At 69.3% G+C, this 18107-nt stretch carries 15 protein-coding genes, 1 pseudogene and 1 riboswitch; of the genes and pseudogenes, 13 read left to right on the top strand and 3 right to left on the bottom strand.

The genetic code is table 11. The features are described 5' to 3' along the window. Positions 1-43 precede the first annotated feature (43 nt). Positions 44-904, top strand: coding sequence for a bifunctional DNA-formamidopyrimidine glycosylase/DNA-(apurinic or apyrimidinic site) lyase (gene mutM / locus A4R44_RS33250; protein ID WP_067589445.1), 861 nt, complete (start codon positions 44-46; stop codon positions 902-904). Here mutM and A4R44_RS33245 read toward each other — a convergent pair. Next, positions 846-2336, bottom strand: coding sequence for a nitrilase-related carbon-nitrogen hydrolase (locus A4R44_RS33245; protein WP_067589442.1), 1491 nt, complete (start codon positions 2334-2336; stop codon positions 846-848). The two genes, mutM and A4R44_RS33245, sit on opposite strands and share 59 nt — an antisense overlap. Next, the gene (locus tag A4R44_RS33240) at positions 2320-2901 is read right to left on the bottom strand and encodes a TetR/AcrR family transcriptional regulator (RefSeq protein WP_067589439.1); all 582 of its coding nucleotides are present in this window, start codon (positions 2899-2901) and stop codon (positions 2320-2322) included. Before A4R44_RS33240 ends, A4R44_RS33245 begins: the two co-directional genes overlap by 17 nt. Before the next feature lie 160 nt (positions 2902-3061). Between A4R44_RS33240 and A4R44_RS33235 the strand changes: the two genes are divergently transcribed. Beyond that, positions 3062-3385 (top strand): PadR family transcriptional regulator, encoded by a 324-nt coding sequence (locus A4R44_RS33235; protein WP_037811647.1) that lies wholly within the window; start codon positions 3062-3064, stop codon positions 3383-3385. Between the two features lie 44 nt (positions 3386-3429). Then, a complete protein-coding gene (locus tag A4R44_RS33230; protein WP_067589435.1) occupies positions 3430-4626 on the top strand; it encodes a DUF1700 domain-containing protein in 1197 nt (398 codons plus the stop codon). Between the two features lie 122 nt (positions 4627-4748). On the opposite strand, the gene A4R44_RS33225 is transcribed toward A4R44_RS33230, so the two are convergent. Next, positions 4749-5270, bottom strand: coding sequence for a general stress protein (locus tag A4R44_RS33225; protein ID WP_067589432.1), 522 nt, complete (start codon positions 5268-5270; stop codon positions 4749-4751). 238 nt (positions 5271-5508) lie between these two features. On the opposite strand from A4R44_RS33225, the gene A4R44_RS33220 reads away from it, so the two are divergent. The 10 genes and pseudogenes from A4R44_RS33220 to A4R44_RS33175 all read left to right on the top strand — a co-directional run bounded on the left by A4R44_RS33220 (position 5509) and on the right by A4R44_RS33175 (position 18107). Continuing rightward, positions 5509-6873: a glutamine synthetase family protein gene (locus A4R44_RS33220; protein WP_198545530.1), complete on the top strand. Its 1365-nt coding sequence runs from the start codon at positions 5509-5511 to the stop codon at positions 6871-6873. Beyond that, the gene (locus A4R44_RS33215; protein ID WP_067589427.1) at positions 6854-7567 is read left to right on the top strand and encodes a gamma-glutamyl-gamma-aminobutyrate hydrolase family protein; all 714 of its coding nucleotides are present in this window, start codon (positions 6854-6856) and stop codon (positions 7565-7567) included. Before A4R44_RS33220 ends, A4R44_RS33215 begins: the two co-directional genes overlap by 20 nt. Beyond that, positions 7564-8937 carry an aldehyde dehydrogenase gene (locus tag A4R44_RS33210; RefSeq protein ID WP_067589424.1) on the top strand — a complete coding sequence of 458 codons (1374 nt, stop codon included), beginning with the start codon at positions 7564-7566 and terminating at the stop codon, positions 8935-8937. The genes A4R44_RS33215 and A4R44_RS33210 overlap by 4 nt, the downstream gene beginning before the upstream one ends. Further along, positions 8938-9705: a 3-oxoacyl-ACP reductase gene (locus A4R44_RS33205; protein WP_067589421.1), complete on the top strand. Its 768-nt coding sequence runs from the start codon at positions 8938-8940 to the stop codon at positions 9703-9705. A 243-nt stretch (positions 9706-9948) separates the two neighbouring features. Next, positions 9949-10050: riboswitch (glycine riboswitch) on the top strand. After that, on the top strand, positions 10034-12925 hold the full coding sequence (gcvP, locus tag A4R44_RS33200; RefSeq protein ID WP_202507514.1) for an aminomethyl-transferring glycine dehydrogenase: 2892 nt from the start codon (positions 10034-10036) through the stop codon (positions 12923-12925). Its footprint overlaps the riboswitch before it by 17 nt. Positions 12926-12960: 35 nt before the next feature. Further along, positions 12961-14049, top strand: coding sequence for a glycine cleavage system aminomethyltransferase GcvT (gene gcvT, locus A4R44_RS33195; protein WP_067589415.1), 1089 nt, complete (start codon positions 12961-12963; stop codon positions 14047-14049). Between the two features lie 14 nt (positions 14050-14063). Then, positions 14064-14441 carry a glycine cleavage system protein GcvH gene (gene gcvH / locus A4R44_RS33190; protein ID WP_067589411.1) on the top strand — a complete coding sequence of 126 codons (378 nt, stop codon included), beginning with the start codon at positions 14064-14066 and terminating at the stop codon, positions 14439-14441. Beyond that, on the top strand, positions 14441-15718 hold the full coding sequence (gene glyA / locus A4R44_RS33185; RefSeq protein ID WP_067589408.1) for a serine hydroxymethyltransferase: 1278 nt from the start codon (positions 14441-14443) through the stop codon (positions 15716-15718). The genes gcvH and glyA overlap by 1 nt, the downstream gene beginning before the upstream one ends. Next, a pseudogene (lipA, locus tag A4R44_RS33180) lies at positions 15715-16717 on the top strand (lipoyl synthase). The gene glyA and the pseudogene lipA overlap by 4 nt, the downstream one beginning before the upstream one ends. 16 nt (positions 16718-16733) lie before the next feature. Then, entirely contained in the window at positions 16734-18107 is a 1374-nt protein-coding gene (locus tag A4R44_RS33175) for an L-serine ammonia-lyase (RefSeq protein ID WP_067589402.1), read from the top strand.

The following is an 18107-nucleotide window of genomic DNA, read 5'->3' as shown; positions in this document are numbered from 1 at the left end:
CACCGGCCCCGAAATTGTCGGGGGTGCCAGGCAGAATGAGCGCATGCCCGAACTACCCGAGGTCGAGACCGTCCGCGCCGGTCTCGAAGCGCACGTCGCCGGCCGTACCGTCCGGGCGGTCGAGGTGCTGCACGAGCGCGCCATCCGGCGGCACGCGCAAGGAGCCGCCGACTTCACCGGACGGCTCGCCGGAGTCACGATCGAAGCGGCCCGGCGGCGCGGCAAATACCTGTGGCTGGACCTGTCCGACGGCGAGGCGGTACTGGCGCATCTCGGCATGAGCGGCCAGATGCTGGTGCAGCCCGAGGACGCGCCGGACGAGAAACATCTGCGCGTCCGGGTCCGGTTCGCCGACGCCGGACCGGAACTGCGCTTCGTCGACCAGCGGACGTTCGGCGGGCTGGCCCTAGACGACCTGGTCGAGGTGGACGGGGACAGCCTGCCCGGCACGATCGCGCACATCGCCCGGGACCCGATGGATCCGAAGTTCGACCCGGAGGCGGCGGTGCGTGCGCTGCGGTCGCGGCGGACTGAGGTGAAGCGTGCGCTGCTGGACCAGACGTTGGTGTCCGGGGTGGGCAACATCTATGCCGACGAGGCGTTGTGGCGGTCCAAACTGCATTGGTCTCGGCCGACCGAGAAACTCACTGCCGCGCAGGGGCGAACGCTGCTGTCCTCGGCTAGTGACGTGATGTCGGCGGCGTTGCTGGCGGGCGGGACGTCGTTTGATGCGCTCTATGTGAATGTGAACGGACAGTCGGGGTACTTCGAGCGCTCGCTCGATGCGTACGGCCAGGAAGGGATGCCGTGCCGTCGGTGCGGGTCGCCAATCCGGAGGGAGCCGTTCATGAACCGGTCGTCGTTTTCGTGCCCGAGGTGTCAACGGCGGGCGCGGGCCGCGTAGTCGACCGGAGTCGCGTGAAGACCAAGCCGGCGACGGTAATCACCAGGGAGAGCCAAGCGAACCAGTCGCCGAAGCGAGTGTGGAACGTCTGGCCGGGACCCGCTGGGACGTCGGCGACGACTGACGTGAACGGGGCCGGGCCGCCGGTGCGGGCTTCGCCGAGGACGCGGCCGTAGCCGTCGGACAGGATCAGGCTGCCGTTCGCGTCGGAGAGGGCTATCGACTGTCCGCTTTCGACACCCCGCAGCAGCGCGTTGCGGGTGTGCTGCCAGCCGCCCTCGTCGTTGCTGCCCGGCGGGACCGCCAGTTCCGCCGGGACGGCGAGGACTCGCGAACCGGCGGCGGCGTAGTCGCGGCTGGGGGAGGCGAACGTCGTGTCGCCGCAGATCACCAAGCCGGTCGACCCGGCCGCGCCGGGGACGAACACCAGGTTCCGGCCGGGCGGGCTCACCAGGTCGTGCTGCTTCAGGTAGCGAACGGGTGCCGAGCCGTCGGCGGGAAAGGCCAGTGCGTAGTCGTAGTTGTGCTTGCCGGGACGGTCGTAGTACTCGAAGCCGACCACGATCGCGGTGCCGCGGGCCTTGGCCGCGCGTCGCATCGGCTCGACCAGAGCGGCGGGCCATTCTTCTTCGGCGCTGAAAGCGGCTTCGGGCAATACAACGAGCTGCACGCCGTCGGGCATGGCGGAGATCCGGTCGAGGTAGTCCTGCACCAGGGCACGGCCGTGAGTGGTGCCGAGTTCAGGACCCCAGTGGTAGCCAGCGTTTTGCGTGATCGCGGCCATCCGCGCTGTCGGGCCGCTCGTGCCGGAAAGCCGTAGGGCACCGCCGCCAAGCGACAAAGCCACAATGACTCCGGCGACGACCCCGGTGGGCAGCCGAGAAGCTCCGGGCGCGCACATCGCGGCGACCGCACAGGCGGGCAGCAGCACCAAAAACTCGACGCCCCCCATTCCGGCCCACGAAGCGGTTTGCAGCACGAGCGGTGCGTCGCCCTGGTCGTTGGAGAGCGAACCCATCATTCCCATCGGGTTCGACGTCGCGATCAGGTACAAGAGGGCGGTCCTCGCCGCCGGGGCGGCCAGGCTGGCCAGCAGCGTTCGGCGGCGGCGCACCAAAGCCCGGAAAAGCCAGACCGCGAACGTGAACGCCAGCGACATCCCGACGTCGATGGCGGCACCGAACGGCCACAGCGGCTCGTCGCCGGAATGTGCTTGATAGGCCCACATATTCGCGGTGCTGAGCAGGAAAGCGTCGAACGCGGCGCCTGCGGCAGTCCAGCCGCCGACGCGGGTTGCCAGCAGCAGTACCGGAAACGGCGCGAGCCAGGTCAACGCGGCGATCGGCGCGAGGCCGGTGCCGAAGTAGAAGAGCACTGCCGAAGACAGCAGCGCGGCTGGGATCTGCCAGCGGGCACTACGGTCTGAGGCCATTGAAAATCCTCCGGGAAGTACGCCGGCACAGCGCGCGGAACTCGGGTTCCGCCGCCCCCATCCGTCCGGCGAGGTAGTGCAGCACCATGCCTTGCGTCTGCGTGCTCACAGTCAGCGCGGCTTCCAGCGGATCGTCGTCGCGCAGCACGCCCTCGCGCATGCCTTCTTCGATCAGCCGGACCAGCGCGGTGAACGGTGGTGACCCGGGTTCGCGGAAACCGTCCGGATACAGCCGGGCCCGCGGCCAGCCGTCGGTCATCAGGAAGCGGTACAGATGCGGCTGGCCGAGCGCGAAATCCAGGAACCGGTCCAGCAGCGCGTCGAAGCGATCGAGCCATTCGCCGTCCGGGGCCGGGTCCTTCCACGCCGCGCCCAGTTCGCGGCCGGCGGCGTCGGCGACCGCGCGCAGCAGGACCTCGCGGTTCTCGTAATGCCGGTAGATCGCCATCGCGGTGACTCCGGCGGCTTCGGCGACCCGGCGCATGCTGACCGCCGCCGCGCCCTCGGCGGCGATGATCTCGCGCGCCGCCGCCGCGAGCCGTTCGGCTGTCGGAATCTCGACCATGTCTACAGCGTAGACCAGGATGTCTACAGTGTAGACCCGGCCGTTTGTCTCCCGCTGACCTGGCCGGATGGGCAGCGATACCGCCGGACGGCCGCTCGCTGGGCACGCTACTGCGCTATGCGTGGTACCTTCTCTCGCGCAGGACCGGGGAAGGAACGCCGTGGAGATCAGTCAGCTGCTCAAGGGAGTGCTGGACCTGGCGGTCCTCGCGGTGCTGCGCGACGACGACGGGTACGGCTACGACGTGCTGCGAAGACTTCGCGTCGCCGGCCTGGACGAGGTCGGGGACGCCTCGGTGTACGGCACGCTGCGGCGGCTGTACAAGGCGGGGTTGCTGACGTCCTACGTGGTTCCGAGCGAAGAGGGCCCGCACCGCAAGTACTACAGCTTGAACGACCGGGGCCGGGCGCGGCTCGCCGAATCGGCGCGCACGTGGCGCAGCTTCGCGTCCACTATGGACAGTTTGGTGAAAGAGCGGGCCTGACCGCGCGGACAGGCGGAACGCGGCACGAATCGGGGAGAGGCAGCATGAGCACGGACAAGCCGACGGCCGCGCGGGCGTACCTGGCGAGGGTGCGCACCGCGCTCGCGGATCTGCCCGCGAACGAGATCGAGGAACTGCTTGAGGACGTCCGGCCGCAGCTGGCCGAGATGGAGACGGAACTCGGGGCGGCGGCGCGGGTCGAGGATCTCGTCGCTCGGCTCGGCACTCCGGAGTGCTACGCGGCCGAACTGCGGGTGTCCGGCGGCTACCCGCCCGCCCCGGAGGCTCCGCAGACGGCGGCCGAAGTGCTCCCGGCGGCGAAGCCGGGCCGGGTCGGGCCGCGGCTTGCCCTGTGGGGCTTGCTGTTCTGTGCGGCGGGGACGGCGCTGGTCGCGTTCTCCACCGCGGTGCGCTTCGACGTCGAGATGCTGGTCGGGATGCTCGTGCTGGCTCCGGTGTTCGCGGTGAGCGTGGCGTTCCTGCTGCTCCGCGGCGTGGATGCGATGCGGGAACTGCCGGAGGTGGTCCGCGCCAAGGCGATGGTGAAGTCGATGCGGGACGACCGGTCGGCCGACCGCGCGCTCACGTATCTCAATTCGCTGAAGCCGGCGTGGTGGGTGGTCTGCGGGTTCGCGCTGCTGGCGTTCGGGCTGCTGCTGATGATCCGCAACCTGCACGCGGTCCTGCTGCTGCCGGTACTGCTCGTCGGCGCGGGCCTGGTGATGTGGGCCGGCCCGCGGACCAAGGCCGACGGGCGGATGCTGTGGATCGCGGTGCCGGTGTCGGCGTTCGTGGTGGGCAGCGCGTTCGGCGGCCTCGGCGCGGCGGTCAACCTCGTCCGGGACCGCACGTACTCCTCGAATTCCGCCCCGATGTACGCCTCGTCGACGTACGAGGACGTCCACGGCAACGAGGCGCTGCGCTACGGCACGCACGAACTGAGCAACCTCTACGTCTTCGACGCGAACGGCAAGCCGCTGGAGGACGTCTACCTGTACGACGACCGGGGCCGTCCGCTCGCGATCACCCGCTACGGCTGTGAGAAGGACACCGGCACGAGCCAGATGACCGGGCAGGACAACCATTTCCCGCGCCCGAAGGTCGTCGAGGGAGTGCAGGACGACCACGGGAACGTCAACGGCTACAACGGTTATCGCGGCTATTGCCGGGAGGACGCGGGGGTGCCGTTCGCGGCGGTGATCCCGAAGGCCTCCGCGACGTCGGTCCCGCCGCCGCGGTGAGAGGGGTCGTGAGTGTTGATCCCGGTGAGAACCGGCACAGGCGTTCACGAGCCCCCGCCCCTCGCGAAACCGGGCGCCCAGGCCGCGAACGGCCCGGGCGCCCGGGAGGCGAGTAGCGGAACTCAGTGGTTGAACGCGGAGCGCGCGGCCAGGTCCGCCAGCAGCTGGCGGCCCTTCTCGGCGTTGCGCGGCTGCGACAGCACGTCGTAGCGCTGCGCGACCAGCTGGCTCTGCGAGATGAACCCTCGCTTGTTGCGGTTCGCCGCGTAGCCCAGTGCGCCGAAGGCCACGTTGAACACGACACCCGCGGCAAGGCCGAGCACGATCGAGAGCAGCCCGGCGGCCGGGTTGAGCATGCTCAGCACCAGGCCGAGGAACAGCCCGAACACCGCGCCGGACATGGCCGCGCTGCTGAGCATCCGGCTCCAGCTCATCTTGCCCGCGATGCGCTCCACCAGCATCGGCTGGACCCCGACGATCGTGACGTCGGTGACCGGGAAATCAGCGTGCGCGAGGTGGTCGACGGCCTGCTGGGCCTGTTCGTAGGACTCGTACGACCCGATCGGCCACCCGGTGGGCAGCGTCGGGAACTGCGGCCGCGCCTGCTGCTGGCTGAACGTGGTCTGCGTGAATGCTTCAGTCATCCCTCTCACCTCTCTTGCCCGGTCCAACGCACGAGGCGGCGGATTTGGTCCCGGACGCACCCGATTCACAGTATCTTCTCAGCCGGGCAACCCGGACATAGCAGGCGCCGCGCGGGTGCGGCCGGGTGAGCACGCGTTTAAAGGTATAAGAAAATACCTTTCAGTAGATTGACCAGGGCACCGCGGCCCGGTAGGAAGAAGCCGCAAAGGACCTGATCCGAACCTTTGGGGCGATGCGATGGCGGCCAGGCGAGGAATGCTCACGCTCGAAGAACTCCGCGAACGGGTGACGGCGGGCACGATCGACACGGTGCTCGTCGCGCTCACCGACATGCAGGGGCGGCTCCAGGGCAAGCGCTGTTCGGCGGAGTATTTCCTCGAAGAGGTGGTCGGCCACGCGACCGAGGCGTGCAACTACCTGCTCGCCGTCGACGTCGACATGAACACCGTCGACGGCTACGCCATCTCGTCCTGGCAGAGCGGCTACGGCGACTTCGTGCTCCGGCCGGATTTCGCGACGCTGCGGGAGATCCCGTGGCAGGAGGGCACCGCGCTGGTGCTCGCGGACGTCGAGCGCGTGCAGGGCGGGCCGGTTTCCGTTTCGCCGCGCCAGGTGCTGCGCCGTCAGCTCGACCGGCTCGCCGAACGCGGCCTGAAGGCGTACGTGGGCACCGAACTGGAGTTCATCGTGTTCGACGACTCCTACGAGTCCGCGTGGGACAAGCGCTACCACGACCTCAAACCGTCCAATCAGTACAACGTCGACTACTCCATGCTCGGCACCGCGCGCATCGAGCCGCTGCTGCGCCGGATCCGCAACGGGATGGCGGGCGCGGGCCTGTACCCGGAGTCGGCGAAGGGCGAGTGCAACCCGGGTCAGCACGAGATCGCCTTCCGTTACGCCGAAGCGCTCGCGACCTGCGACAACCACGGCATCTACAAAAATGGTGCAAAGGAGATCGCCGCGCAGGAGGGCAAGAGCCTCACGTTCATGGCGAAGTACAACGAACGCGAAGGCAACTCCTGTCACATCCACCTGAGCCTTCGCGGCAAGTCCGGCGAAGCGGTGCTTCCCGGCGACAGCGACCACGGCTTCTCGAAGCTGATGCAGCACTTCCTCGCCGGACAGCTGGAAGCGTTGCGCGAGCTGACGTACTTCTTCGCTCCAAACATCAACTCCTATAAGCGTTACGTCTCTGGCAGCTTCGCGCCGACAGCGATCGCGTGGGGCACGGACAACCGTACGTGCGCGTTGCGCGTTGTCGGGCACGGTGACGGGTTGCGCGTCGAGAACCGCGTACCCGGCGGAGACGTCAACCCGTACCTCGCTGTCGCCGCGATGGTCGCTGCGGGGCTGCACGGCATCGAGAACGAACTGCCGTTGGAGCCTGAGTTCGTCGGCAACGCGTACGCGTCCGACAAGCCCACTGTGCCCGTCACGCTTGCTGAAGCGGCTGAAGTCCTCGAAGGCAGCCGTATCGCGCGAGATGCCTTCGGTGCCGATGTAGTCGACCATTACCTCAACGCCGCGCGGATCGAGCGCGAAGCGTACGAGCGAGCTGTGACCGATTGGGAGCGCATCCGTGGTTTCGAACGACTCTGACCCGCCTGTCATCGGGCTCAGCACCTATTCGGAACAGGCGAAGTTCTTGGCCTGGGACACCGAAGCGACGCTGCTGCACCGGGTGTACGCGGACTGTGTGGTCAAGGCGGGCGGGATCCCGGTGCTGCTGCCGCCGGTAAGCACGAAGTACGACGCGCTCGTGGGACGTATCGACGGTCTCGTCCTCACCGGCGGCGCGGACGTCGAACCCAGCCGATACGACCAGGAGCCGCACCCGGCGACGTACATCCGCCCCGAGCGCGACGCGTTCGAGTTCGGCCTGTTCGAGGCGGCGCGCGCGGCTGGGAAGCCGGTGCTCGGCGTGTGCCGCGGGCTGCAGGTGATGAGCGTCGCGCTCGGCGGCACGCTCTCGCAGCATCTGCCGGAAACCCTGGGCGACGCAACGCATCAGCCCGCCCCGGCGACCTTCGGCACCAGCATCGTCAACCTGGTCGACGGCACGCGGGCGGCCGCGATTCTGGGCCGGGAAACGAAAGTCCAGTGTTACCACCATCAGGCGATCGACCGGCTCGGCTCCGGCTTGGTCGCGTCCGGCCGCGCGGCGGACGGGACGGTCGAGGCCGCCGAGATGCCGGGGGAGTTCGTACTCGGCGTGCAGTGGCATCCAGAGCAGGACGGCGACGACGTCCGGCTGTTCGCCGCGCTGGTGAACGCCGCGCAGGAGGGGAAATGACGACGTTCGAGGTGCGCAACCCGGCGACCGCGGAAGTGGTGCGCCAGGTCGAGCTGACCACCGAGGCGGAGACCGGTGCCGCGATCGCCCGCGCGCACGCCGCGTTCCCGGCCTGGCGGGCGGTCGCCCCTGGCGATCGGGCGAGGCTGCTGCGCCGGTTCGCGGACGCGGTCGACGCCGACCGCGAAAACCTCGCCCGCCTGGAGGTCGAGAACTCCGGGCACACGATCGGCAACGCGCGCTGGGAAGCGGGCAACGTGCGCGACCTGCTCGAATACTCCGCGGGCGCGCCGGAACGGTTGCTGGGCAGCCAGATCCCGGTCGACGGCGGCGTCAACGTGACCTTCCACGAGCCGCTGGGCGTCGTCGGCGTGATCGTGCCGTGGAACTTCCCGATGCCGATCGCGGGCTGGGGCTTCGCGCCGGCGCTCGCGGCGGGCAACACGGTCGTGCTCAAACCGGCCGAGCTGACCCCGCTCACCGCGCTGCGGCTGGCCGAACTCGCCCGCGAGGCGGGCATCCCCGACGACGTCTTCCAGGTGCTCCCGGGCAAGGGATCGGTTGTCGGGCAACGGTTCGTCACGCATCCGGCGGTGCGCAAGGTCGTGTTCACCGGCTCCACCGAGGTCGGCAAGCAGGTCATGGCCGGCTGCGCGGCGCAGGTGAAACGGGTGACGCTGGAGCTGGGCGGCAAGAACGCCAATATCGTGTTCGCCGATGCCGACCTGGAGAAGGCCGCCGCGACCGCGCCGTACGGGGTGTTCGACAACGCCGGGCAGGACTGCTGCGCGCGGTCGCTGATCCTGGTGCAGGACACCGTTTACGACCGGTTCCTCGAACTGCTGGAACCCGCGGTGCGGGGCGTGGTCGTCGGCGATCCGGGCGACGAGGCGACCGAGATGGGCCCGCTGATTTCCGCGGCCCACCACGCGAAAGTCTCCTCCTACGTCACCGAACAGACGCCGGTCGCCTTCCGCGGCAGCGCTCCGTCCGGGCCGGGTTACTGGTTCGCGCCGACCGTCGTGCTCCCGCCGGGATTGGACGATCCGCTGGCCCGCGACGAGATCTTCGGCCCGGTCGTCGCGGTGGTCCGCTTCCGCGACGAAGCCGAAGCCGTGCGGATGGCCAACGACACCGAATACGGCCTGTCCGGTTCGATCTGGACTCGCGACGTCGGCCGCGCCTTCCGGGTCGCGCGCGGTGTCGAATCCGGGAACCTGTCGGTGAATTCGCACGCCTCGGTCCGGTACTGGACGCCCTTCGGCGGCTTCAAGCAGTCCGGCCTCGGCCGCGAACTGGGCCCGGACGCCGCGGCCGCCTTCACCGAGACGAAGAACGTTTTCCTCAGCACGGAAAGCACGGAGGAATAGATGGTGCAGCGTTTTGACGGCCGCGTCGCGGTGATCACCGGCGGCGCGAGCGGCATCGGCCTCGCCACCGCCAAGCGGCTGGCGAGCGAAGGCGCGAAGGTGGTGATCGGCGACGTCGCGCCGGAGCCGGGCAAGGCGGCCGCCGACGCGGTGGGCGGGGCCTTCGTCCAGGTCGACGTCACCGACGCGGACCAGGTCGAAGCCCTTTTCCAGACGACGGTCGACGAGTTCGGCGCGGTCGACGTCGCGTTCAACAACGCGGGCATCTCGCCGCCGGAGGACGACTCGATCCTCACCACCGGCATCGAAGCCTGGGAGAAGGTGCAGCGGGTCAACCTGACTTCGGTGTACCTGTGCTGCAAGGCCGTCCTGCCGCACATGCAGCGCCAGGGCCGCGGTTCGATCGTGAACACCGCGTCGTTCGTGGCTGTGCTGGGAGCCGCGACGTCGCAGATTTCTTACACCGCTTCGAAAGGCGGCGTGCTCGCCATGACGCGCGAGCTGGGCGTGCAGTTCGCGCGCGAGAACATCCGGGTCAACGCACTGTGCCCGGGGCCGGTCAACACGCCGCTGCTGAAGGAACTGTTCGCGAAGGACCCGGAGCGCGCGGCTCGCCGTTTGGTGCACGTTCCGGTCGGCCGCTTCGCCGAACCCGAGGAGATCGCCGCCGCGGTGGCCTTCCTCGCGAGCGACGATGCCAGCTTCATCACCGCCGCGCAGTTCCTGGTCGATGGCGGCCTCTCCGGCGCTTACGTGACCCCGTTGTAACCGTCCGTGAAGGGCTCCTTGCGGGAATCAGATTCCGGCAAGGAGCCCTTCACGGACCTTTTGGCGGGGGGTGTGGTGTAGGCCGGGAGAGGTAGACTGGCGCGTGAAGCGGCAGGTAGGGTGGCCGCACCCACAATTGAACACAGGGCCGTTCGAGCCGGAGCGGGAGAGTCCCATGCCAGCAGTGGGACACCGAAGGAGCAAACTCCCCGGAATCTCTCAGGTAACCGCTACCGCTTTTGGCGAGGCCACTCTGGAAAGCAGGCGCACCCGCGCCTCACCCAAGGTGAAAGCCGCGCCGAGCGCGCGGTGAAACTCTCAGGTGCCCATGACAGAGGGGGAGTTCCCAGTGCACCGCCGCGCCCGGTGCCCGTCCCGAGGAGCTCCCATCACCTCCACCCCCTTCGACACCCGCCATATCGGTCCCGGCGAGGCCGAGCGGGCGAAGATGCTCGCCGAATGCGGTTACGGAAGCCTGGACGCCCTCGTGGAAGCGGCGGTGCCCTCCGCCATCCGCACGGCCGGTGACCTGGCGCTTCCCGCGCCCGCGTCCGAGGAAGAGGCCACCGCCGAGCTTCGGGCGCTCGCCGCGCGCAACCGGCCGATGACGCAGATGATCGGCCTCGGCTACTCCGACACCGTCACGCCGGGCGTGATCCGCCGCACCGTGCTGGAGAACCCGGCCTGGTACACCGCGTACACGCCGTACCAGCCGGAGATCTCGCAGGGCAGGCTCGAAGCGCTGCTGAATTTCCAGACCGCGGTGTCCGACCTGACCGGGCTGGCGATCGCCAACGCCTCGATGCTCGACGAGTCCACCGCGGCCGCCGAGGCGATGACGCTGATGCGCCGCGCGTCGAAGTCGAAGTCCACTGTGGTCGTTCTCGACTCCGAATGCCTTCCGCAGACCATCGAGGTCGTGCGGACGCGCGCCGCCGGCCTCGGCATCGACGTGCAGGTGCGCGACCTGCTCACCGGGCTGCCCGAGGAGTTCTTCGGCGTCATCGTGCAGTACCCCGGCGCGTCCGGCGTGCTGCGCGGCCGGGGTTTCTACCACGCGGTTTCCGAAGCGGCGAAGGCCGCGGGCGCGCTGTACACGGTCGCCGCCGACCTGCTGGCGCTTACCTTGATCGCCGCGCCTGGCGAGTTCGGCGCGGACGTCGCTGTTGGTTCTACGCAGCGCTTCGGCGTCCCGTTGGGCTACGGCGGTCCGCACGCCGGGTACATGGCGGTCCGCGCTGGTCTGGAGCGGTCGCTGCCCGGCCGTCTTGTGGGCGTGTCCGTGGACGCGGACGGGAACACCGCGTACCGCCTCGCGCTGCAGACGCGTGAGCAGCACATCCGTCGCGAGAAGGCGACCTCCAACATCTGTACCGCGCAGGTGCTGCCCGCGGTGCTCGCGGCGATGTACGCGGTCTACCACGGTCCCGAGGGGCTGAAGGCGATCGCGACGCGGGTTCACGAGCTCGCGGCCGGTCTCGCGAACGCGCTGCGCGCCGGTGGCGTCGAAGTCGTGCACGAGGCCTTCTTTGACACTGTCGTCGCGAAGGTGCCTGGCCGTGCGGCTGAGGTGCACGCGGCTGCGCGTGAGGTGGGGATCAACCTCGGCCACATCGACGCCGACCACGTCCGCATCGCCTCCGACGAGGTCACGCGTCCCGACACCCTCGCGAAGGTGCTTCGCGCCTTCGGTATCGACGGTGCGTGGGAAGCCGCGCAGGCGCTCCCGAACGGTCTCGCCCGCGAGAGCGGCTACCTGACGCACGAGGTGTTCAGCACGCACCGGTCCGAGACGTCGATGCTGCGTTACCTGCGCCGCCTCGCCGACCAGGACTTCGCGCTCGACCGCGGGATGATCCCGCTCGGGTCCTGCACGATGAAGCTCAACGCCACCACCGAAATGGAGCCGATCAGCTGGCGCGAGTTCGCGGGCATCCACCCGTTCGCGCCGGCCGGGGACGCCGAGGGCTACCACGAGCTGGTCCGCCAGCTGTCCGGCTGGCTGGCCGAGGTCACCGGCTACGACCAGGTGTCGCTGCAGCCGAACGCGGGCAGCCAGGGCGAGCTCGCCGGGCTGCTGGCGATTCGCGCCTACCACCGGGCGAACGGCCAGCCCGAGCGCGACGTCTGCCTGATCCCGTCGTCCGCGCACGGCACCAACGCCGCGTCCGCGGTGCTCGCCGGGATGCGCGTGGTCGTGGTCAAGTGCACCGACGAGGGCAACGTCGACCTCGAAGACCTGCAGTCCAAAGTGGACAGCCACAGCGGTGATCTCGCCGCGATCATGGTCACCTACCCGTCCACGCACGGCGTTTACGAGCACGGCATCGAGCGGCTCGCCAAGATCGTGCACGACGGCGGCGGCCAGGTGTACGTCGACGGCGCGAACCTCAACGCCCTGCTGGGCCTGGCGAAGCCGGGCGAGTTCGGCGGCGACGTCTCGCACCTGAACCTGCACAAGACCTTCTGCATCCCGCACGGCGGCGGCGGTCCCGGCGTCGGCCCGGTCGCGGCGCGCGAACACCTCGCGCCGTACCTGCCGAACCACCCGCTGCTCGCGCAGGCCGGACCGGACACCGGCGTCGGCCCGATCAGCGGCGCGCCCTACGGTTCGGCGTCGATCCTGCCGATCTCCTGGGCGTACGTGCGGATGATGGGCGCGCCCGGGCTCACCGAGGCGACCAAGGTCGCGGTGCTCGCGGCCAACTACATCGCCGCCCGGCTCGCGCCGCACTACCCGGTGCTCTACACCGGGCAGGACGGCCTGGTCGCGCACGAGTGCATCCTCGACCTGCGCGGCATCACCAAGGAAACCGGCGTGACCGTGGACGACGTCGCGAAGCGGCTCATCGACTACGGCTTCCACGCGCCGACCATGTCCTTCCCGGTCGCGGGCACGCTCATGGTCGAGCCCACCGAGAGCGAGGACCTCGCCGAGATCGACCGGTTCTGCGAGGCGATGATCGCCATCCGGCGCGAGATCGACGAGGTCGCGGCCGGTCGCTGGACCGCCGAGACGAGCCCGCTGCGCGGCGCGCCGCACACCGCGTCGTCGATCGCCGGCGAGTGGACCGCGGACTACGACCGCGAGCTGGCGGTGTACCCGGCCGGCGTGGCGCGCAAGACCAAGTACTGGCCGCCGGTGCGGCGGATCGACGGGGCGCGCGGCGACCGCAACCTCGTCTGCTCCTGCCCGCCCCTCGACGCGTACGACGCGTGAGCGTGTCCTCCGCTCGCGACAACGAAAGGCTTCCTGTGACGGAAACCCCTCTGCACCAGGTCCACAAGGACCTCGGCGCGCTGTTCACCGATTTCGCCGGCTGGTCGATGCCGGTGCGCTACGCCAGCGAACTGGCCGAGCACAAGGCGGTGCGCGAGGCGGTCGGGCTGTTCGACCTGTCGCACATGGCCGAGATCCACGTCCGCGGCGCGCAGGCCGCCGACGTGCTCGACTACGCGCTGGTCGGCAACCTGACCGGCGTGAAGCCGGGCCGCGCCCGCTACACGATGATCTGCGACGCGGACGGCGGCGTGCTGGACGACCTGGTCGTCTACCGGCTCGCCGACGAGGAGTACCTGGTGGTGGCCAACGCGGGCAACGCCGTTGTGGTCGCGGACGCGCTGGCCGAGCGCGTCGCCGGGTTCGACGCGGTGGTGGAGAACCGGTCTGTGGACACCGCGCTGATCGCGGTCCAGGGCCCGAAGGCGGTCGACGTGCTCGCCGCGGTGACCGACGCCGACCTGGCGTCGCTGAAGTACTACGCGAGCGTGCCCGCCGTCGTGAAGGGCATCGACGTGCTGCTGGCCCGCACCGGCTACACCGGCGAGGACGGCTTCGAGCTGTTCGTGCCCGCGGCGCAGGCTCCGGCGTTGTGGCAGCTGCTGACCGAGGCCGGCCAGGAACACGGTCTGGTCCCGTGCGGGCTCGCCTGCCGCGACACGCTGCGGCTGGAAGCCGGAATGCCGTTGTACGGCAACGAACTCAGCCGCGAGCTGAACCCGTTCGCCGCCGGTCTCGGCCGGGTCGTGAAGTTCGAGAAGCCGGGCGACTTCGTGGGCCGCGCGGCCCTGGAGGAGCTGAAGAAGGCCGACGTCCCGCGTGTGCGGGTCGGCCTGCGCGGCACCGGCCGCCGCGCCCCGCGGCACGGGTACGCCGTGCTGTCCGGGGATGCCACTATCGGGGAGATCACCAGCGGCGCGCTGGCGCCGACGCTGGGCTACCCGATCGCGATGGCGTATGTAGACCGGGAGCACGCCGAGCCCGGCACCGCGCTGTCCGTCGACATCCGGGGCCGCGTCGAGCCGGTCGAGGTCGTCGCCCTGCCCTTCTACTCCCGAGCCTGAGAGGCCCTAGAACCGTGAGCATCCCCCAGAACCTGTCCTACACGAAGGAACACGAGTGGCTGTCGGTCTCCGACGGCGTCGCGACGGTGGGCATCACCGCGTTCGCGGCCGGCTCGCTCGGCGACATCGTGTTCGTGCAGCTGCCCGGCGTCGGCGACACCGTCACCGCGGGCGAGGTGTTCGGCGAGGTCGAGTCGACCAAGTCGGTCAGCGAGCTGTACTCGCCGGTGAGCGGCGAGGTGGTGGCGGTGAACGAGGCCACATCGGACACCCCCGAGGTCATCAACTCCGACCCCTACACCGAAGGATGGCTGCTGCAGGTGCGGCTCTCGGGCGACGTCCCGGAGCTGCTCGACGCGTCCGCGTACGCCGAGCTGACCCAGGAGAACTGATGGTTTCCCCGTTCGACGCCCACCTGTCCGAAGCGGACCCCGAGGTCGCCGCCGCGGTGGCCGCGGAGCTGGACCGCCAGCAGTCGACGCTCGAAATGATCGCCTCGGAGAACTTCGCCCCGGTCGGCGTGCTTGAGGCGCAGGGCTCGGTGCTGACCAACAAGTACGCCGAGGGCTACCCGGGCCGCCGCTACTACGGCGGGTGCGAGCACGTCGACGTCGTCGAGCAGCTCGCGATCGACCGGGCCAAGGCGCTGTTCGGCGCGGAGCACGCGAACGTGCAGCCGCACTCGGGCGCGCAGGCCAACGCGGCGGCGATGTTCGCGGTGCTGAAGCCGGGCGACACCATCCTCGGCCTCGATCTCGCGCACGGCGGCCACCTGACGCACGGGATGAAGATCAACTTCTCCGGCAAGCTGTACACCGTGGTCGCCTACCACGTCGACAAGGAGACCGGGATCGTCGACGTCGCCGAGATCGAGCGGCTGGCGATCGAGCACAAGCCGAAGCTGATCGTCGCCGGCTGGTCGGCCTACCCGCGTCAGCTCGACTTCGCCGAGTTCCGCCGGATCGCCGACCTGGTCGACGCCAAGCTGATGGTCGACATGGCGCACTTCGCCGGCCTCGTCGCCGCCGGGCTGCACCCGTCGCCGGTGCCGCACGCGGACATCGTCACGACCACCACGCACAAGACCCTCGGCGGCCCGCGCGGCGGCCTGATCCTCTCCCGTCAGGAACTGGCGAAGAAGATCAACTCGGCGGTGTTCCCCGGTCAGCAGGGCGGTCCGCTGGAGCACGTGATCGCGGCCAAGGCCGTGGCGCTGAAGATCGCCGCGACCGACGGGTTCCGCGAGCGCCAGGAGCGCACCCTGGAAGGCGCGAAGATCCTCGCCGACCGGCTGTCGCGCACCGATTGCGCCGAGGCGGGCGTCCGCGTCCTCACCGGCGGCACCGACGTGCACCTGGTGCTCGTCGACCTGGTGAACTCCCAGCTCAACGGCCAGGAGGCGGAGGACCGGCTGCACTCGACCGGGATCACCGTCAACCGCAACGCGGTGCCGTTCGACCCGCGTCCGCCGATGGTCACCTCGGGACTGCGGATCGGCACCCCGGCGCTGGCCACCCGCGGTTTCGACGCCGACGACTTCACCGAGGTCGCCGACATCATCGCCGAGACGCTGAAGCCGGACTTCGACGAGGCCGCGCAGCAGGCGCTGCGCAACCGGGTCGAACTGCTGGCCAAGAAGCACCCGCTGTACGCGGACCTGAGCCGATGAGCGCGCAGCCGGAGGGGCGGAAGTTGTTGCGGCTTGAGGTGCGCAACAGTGAGACGCCGGTTGAGCGGAAGCCGTCGTGGATCAGGACGCGGGTGCGGATGGGTCCGGAGTTCACTGAGCTGAAGGGTTTGGTGAAGCGTGAGGGTTTGCACACGGTGTGCGAGGAGGCTGGTTGTCCCAATATTTACGAGTGTTGGGAGGATCGGGAGGCGACGTTTTTGATCGGTGGGGATCAGTGCACGCGGCGGTGTGATTTCTGTCAGATCGACACGGGCAGGCCTGCTGCTTTGGATCGGGCGGAGCCGCGGAAGGTCGCGGAGTCGGTGCGGGCGATGGGGTTGCGGTATTCGACGGTCACCGGTGTGGCCCGCGACGATCTCGATGACGGGGGTGCGTGGCTGTACGCGGAAACCGTCCGGCAGATCCACGCGTTGAACCCGGGTACGGGTGTGGAGNCTGATCCCGGATTTCAACGCGGAGCCGGTTCAGCTGGCCGAGGTGTTCGGGTCGCGGCCGGAGGTGCTGGCGCACAATGTGGAGACGGTGCCGCGGATTTTCAAGCGGATCCGTCCGGGGTTCCGGTACGCGCGGTCGTTGGAGGTGATCACGCGGGCTCGGGCGGCGGGGCTGGTGACGAAGTCGAATCTGATTCTGGGGATGGGGGAGACTCCGGACGAGGTCGGTGTCGCGTTGCGGGAGTTGTTCGGCGCGGGGTGCGAGATCATCACGATCACGCAGTACCTGCGGCCCTCGCCGCGGCATCATCCGGTGGACCGGTGGGTCAAGCCGGAGGAGTTCGTGGAGCATGCGAGGACGGCCGAGGCGATCGGGTTCCCGGGGGTGATGGCGGGTCCGCTGGTGCGGTCGTCGTATCGCGCGGGCCGGTTGTACGCCCAGACCAAGGCCCATCGGGGCGAGGAACTGCCGGAGAACCTCGCCCACCTCGCCGCCGAAGGACCCGCAGCCCAAGAAGCCAGCAGCCTGCTGGCGAGGAACTAGGAGAAGGGGCGGATCAATGGCGATCAGCGTCTTCGACCTGTTTTCGATCGGCATCGGGCCGTCGAGTTCGCACACGGTCGGCCCGATGCGGGCGGCCAAGACCTTCGTGGACGGTCTGGTCGAGGACGGCGTGCTGGAAACGGTCGCGCGGGTGCGAGCCGAGTTGTTCGGCTCCCTCGGCGCGACCGGATTCGGGCACGGCAGCGACAAAGCTGTGCTGCTCGGCCTGTCCGGCGAGAAGCCGGAGGAGATCGACACCGACACGGTGCCCGCCAAGGTGGCGGCGATCCGGGAGTCCGGGCGGCTGGCGGTCGGCGGGACGCACGAGGTGGTGTTCGCCGAGGACACCGACCTGACGATGCACCGGCGGAAGTCGCTGCCCGCGCATCCGAACGGGATGGTGTTCCGGGCGTTCGCTTCCGACGGTTCGCTGGTGCGGGAACGGACGTACTACTCGGTCGGCGGCGGGTTCGTGCGGGACGAGTCGTACGAGACCGACACGGTGTTCGTGGAGGATTCCACGCCGGTGCCGTATCCGTTCCGCACCGGGGCGGATCTGCTGAAGCACTGCGCGGACACCGGGCTGCCGGTCAGCGAGATCATGCTGCGGAACGAGCTTTCCTGGCGCGGCCGCGAGGAGATTCGGGACGGGCTGCTGCGGATCTGGCAGGTGATGGCCGAGTGCGTGCGGAACGGGTACACGCACGAGGGTGTGCTGCCGGGCGGTCTGAAGGTTCCTCGGCGGGCCAAGTCGTTGCATGACAAGCTGCTCGCCGAGGACGGTGCGGACGACCCGTTGTACGCGATGGACTGGGTCAGCCTGTACGCGCTCGCGGTCAACGAAGAAAACGCCGCGGGCGGGCGCGTCGTCACCGCTCCCACCAATGGTGCGGCCGGGATCATTCCGGCGGTTTTGCATTACTACCGAAGGTTTGTGCGCGGGGCTTCGGACGACGGCATCGTCACCTTCCTGCTCACCGCGGGTGCGGTCGGCTCGATCCTCAAGCAGACCGGATCGATCTCCGGCGCCGAGGTCGGATGCCAGGGCGAGGTCGGTTCGGCTTCGGCGATGGCGGCTGCCGGGTTGACTGAGGTGCTGGGCGGATCGCCTGCTCAGGTCGAGAACGCGGCCGAGATCGGCGTTGAACACCACTTGGGCCTCACTTGCGACCCGGTGGGCGGGCTCGTGCAGATCCCGTGCATCGAGCGCAACGCCGTCGGTGCGTCCAAGGCGATCCACGCCGCGCGCATGGCGATGCGCGGGGACGGAAGCCATGTGGTGACGTTGGACAAGGCGATCAAGACCATGCGCGAAACCGGCGCGGACATGTCGGTGAAGTACAAGGAGACTGCGCGCGGCGGACTCGCCGTGAACGTCATCGAGTGCTGA

Origin of the sequence: Amycolatopsis sp. M39 (assembly GCF_001651785.1) — a bacterium.
Taxonomy (GTDB): Bacteria; Actinomycetota; Actinomycetes; order Mycobacteriales; family Pseudonocardiaceae; genus Amycolatopsis; species Amycolatopsis rubida.
Note: the sequence above shows the minus strand (reverse complement) of the source record. Positions and strands in the feature narration are given on the sequence as shown.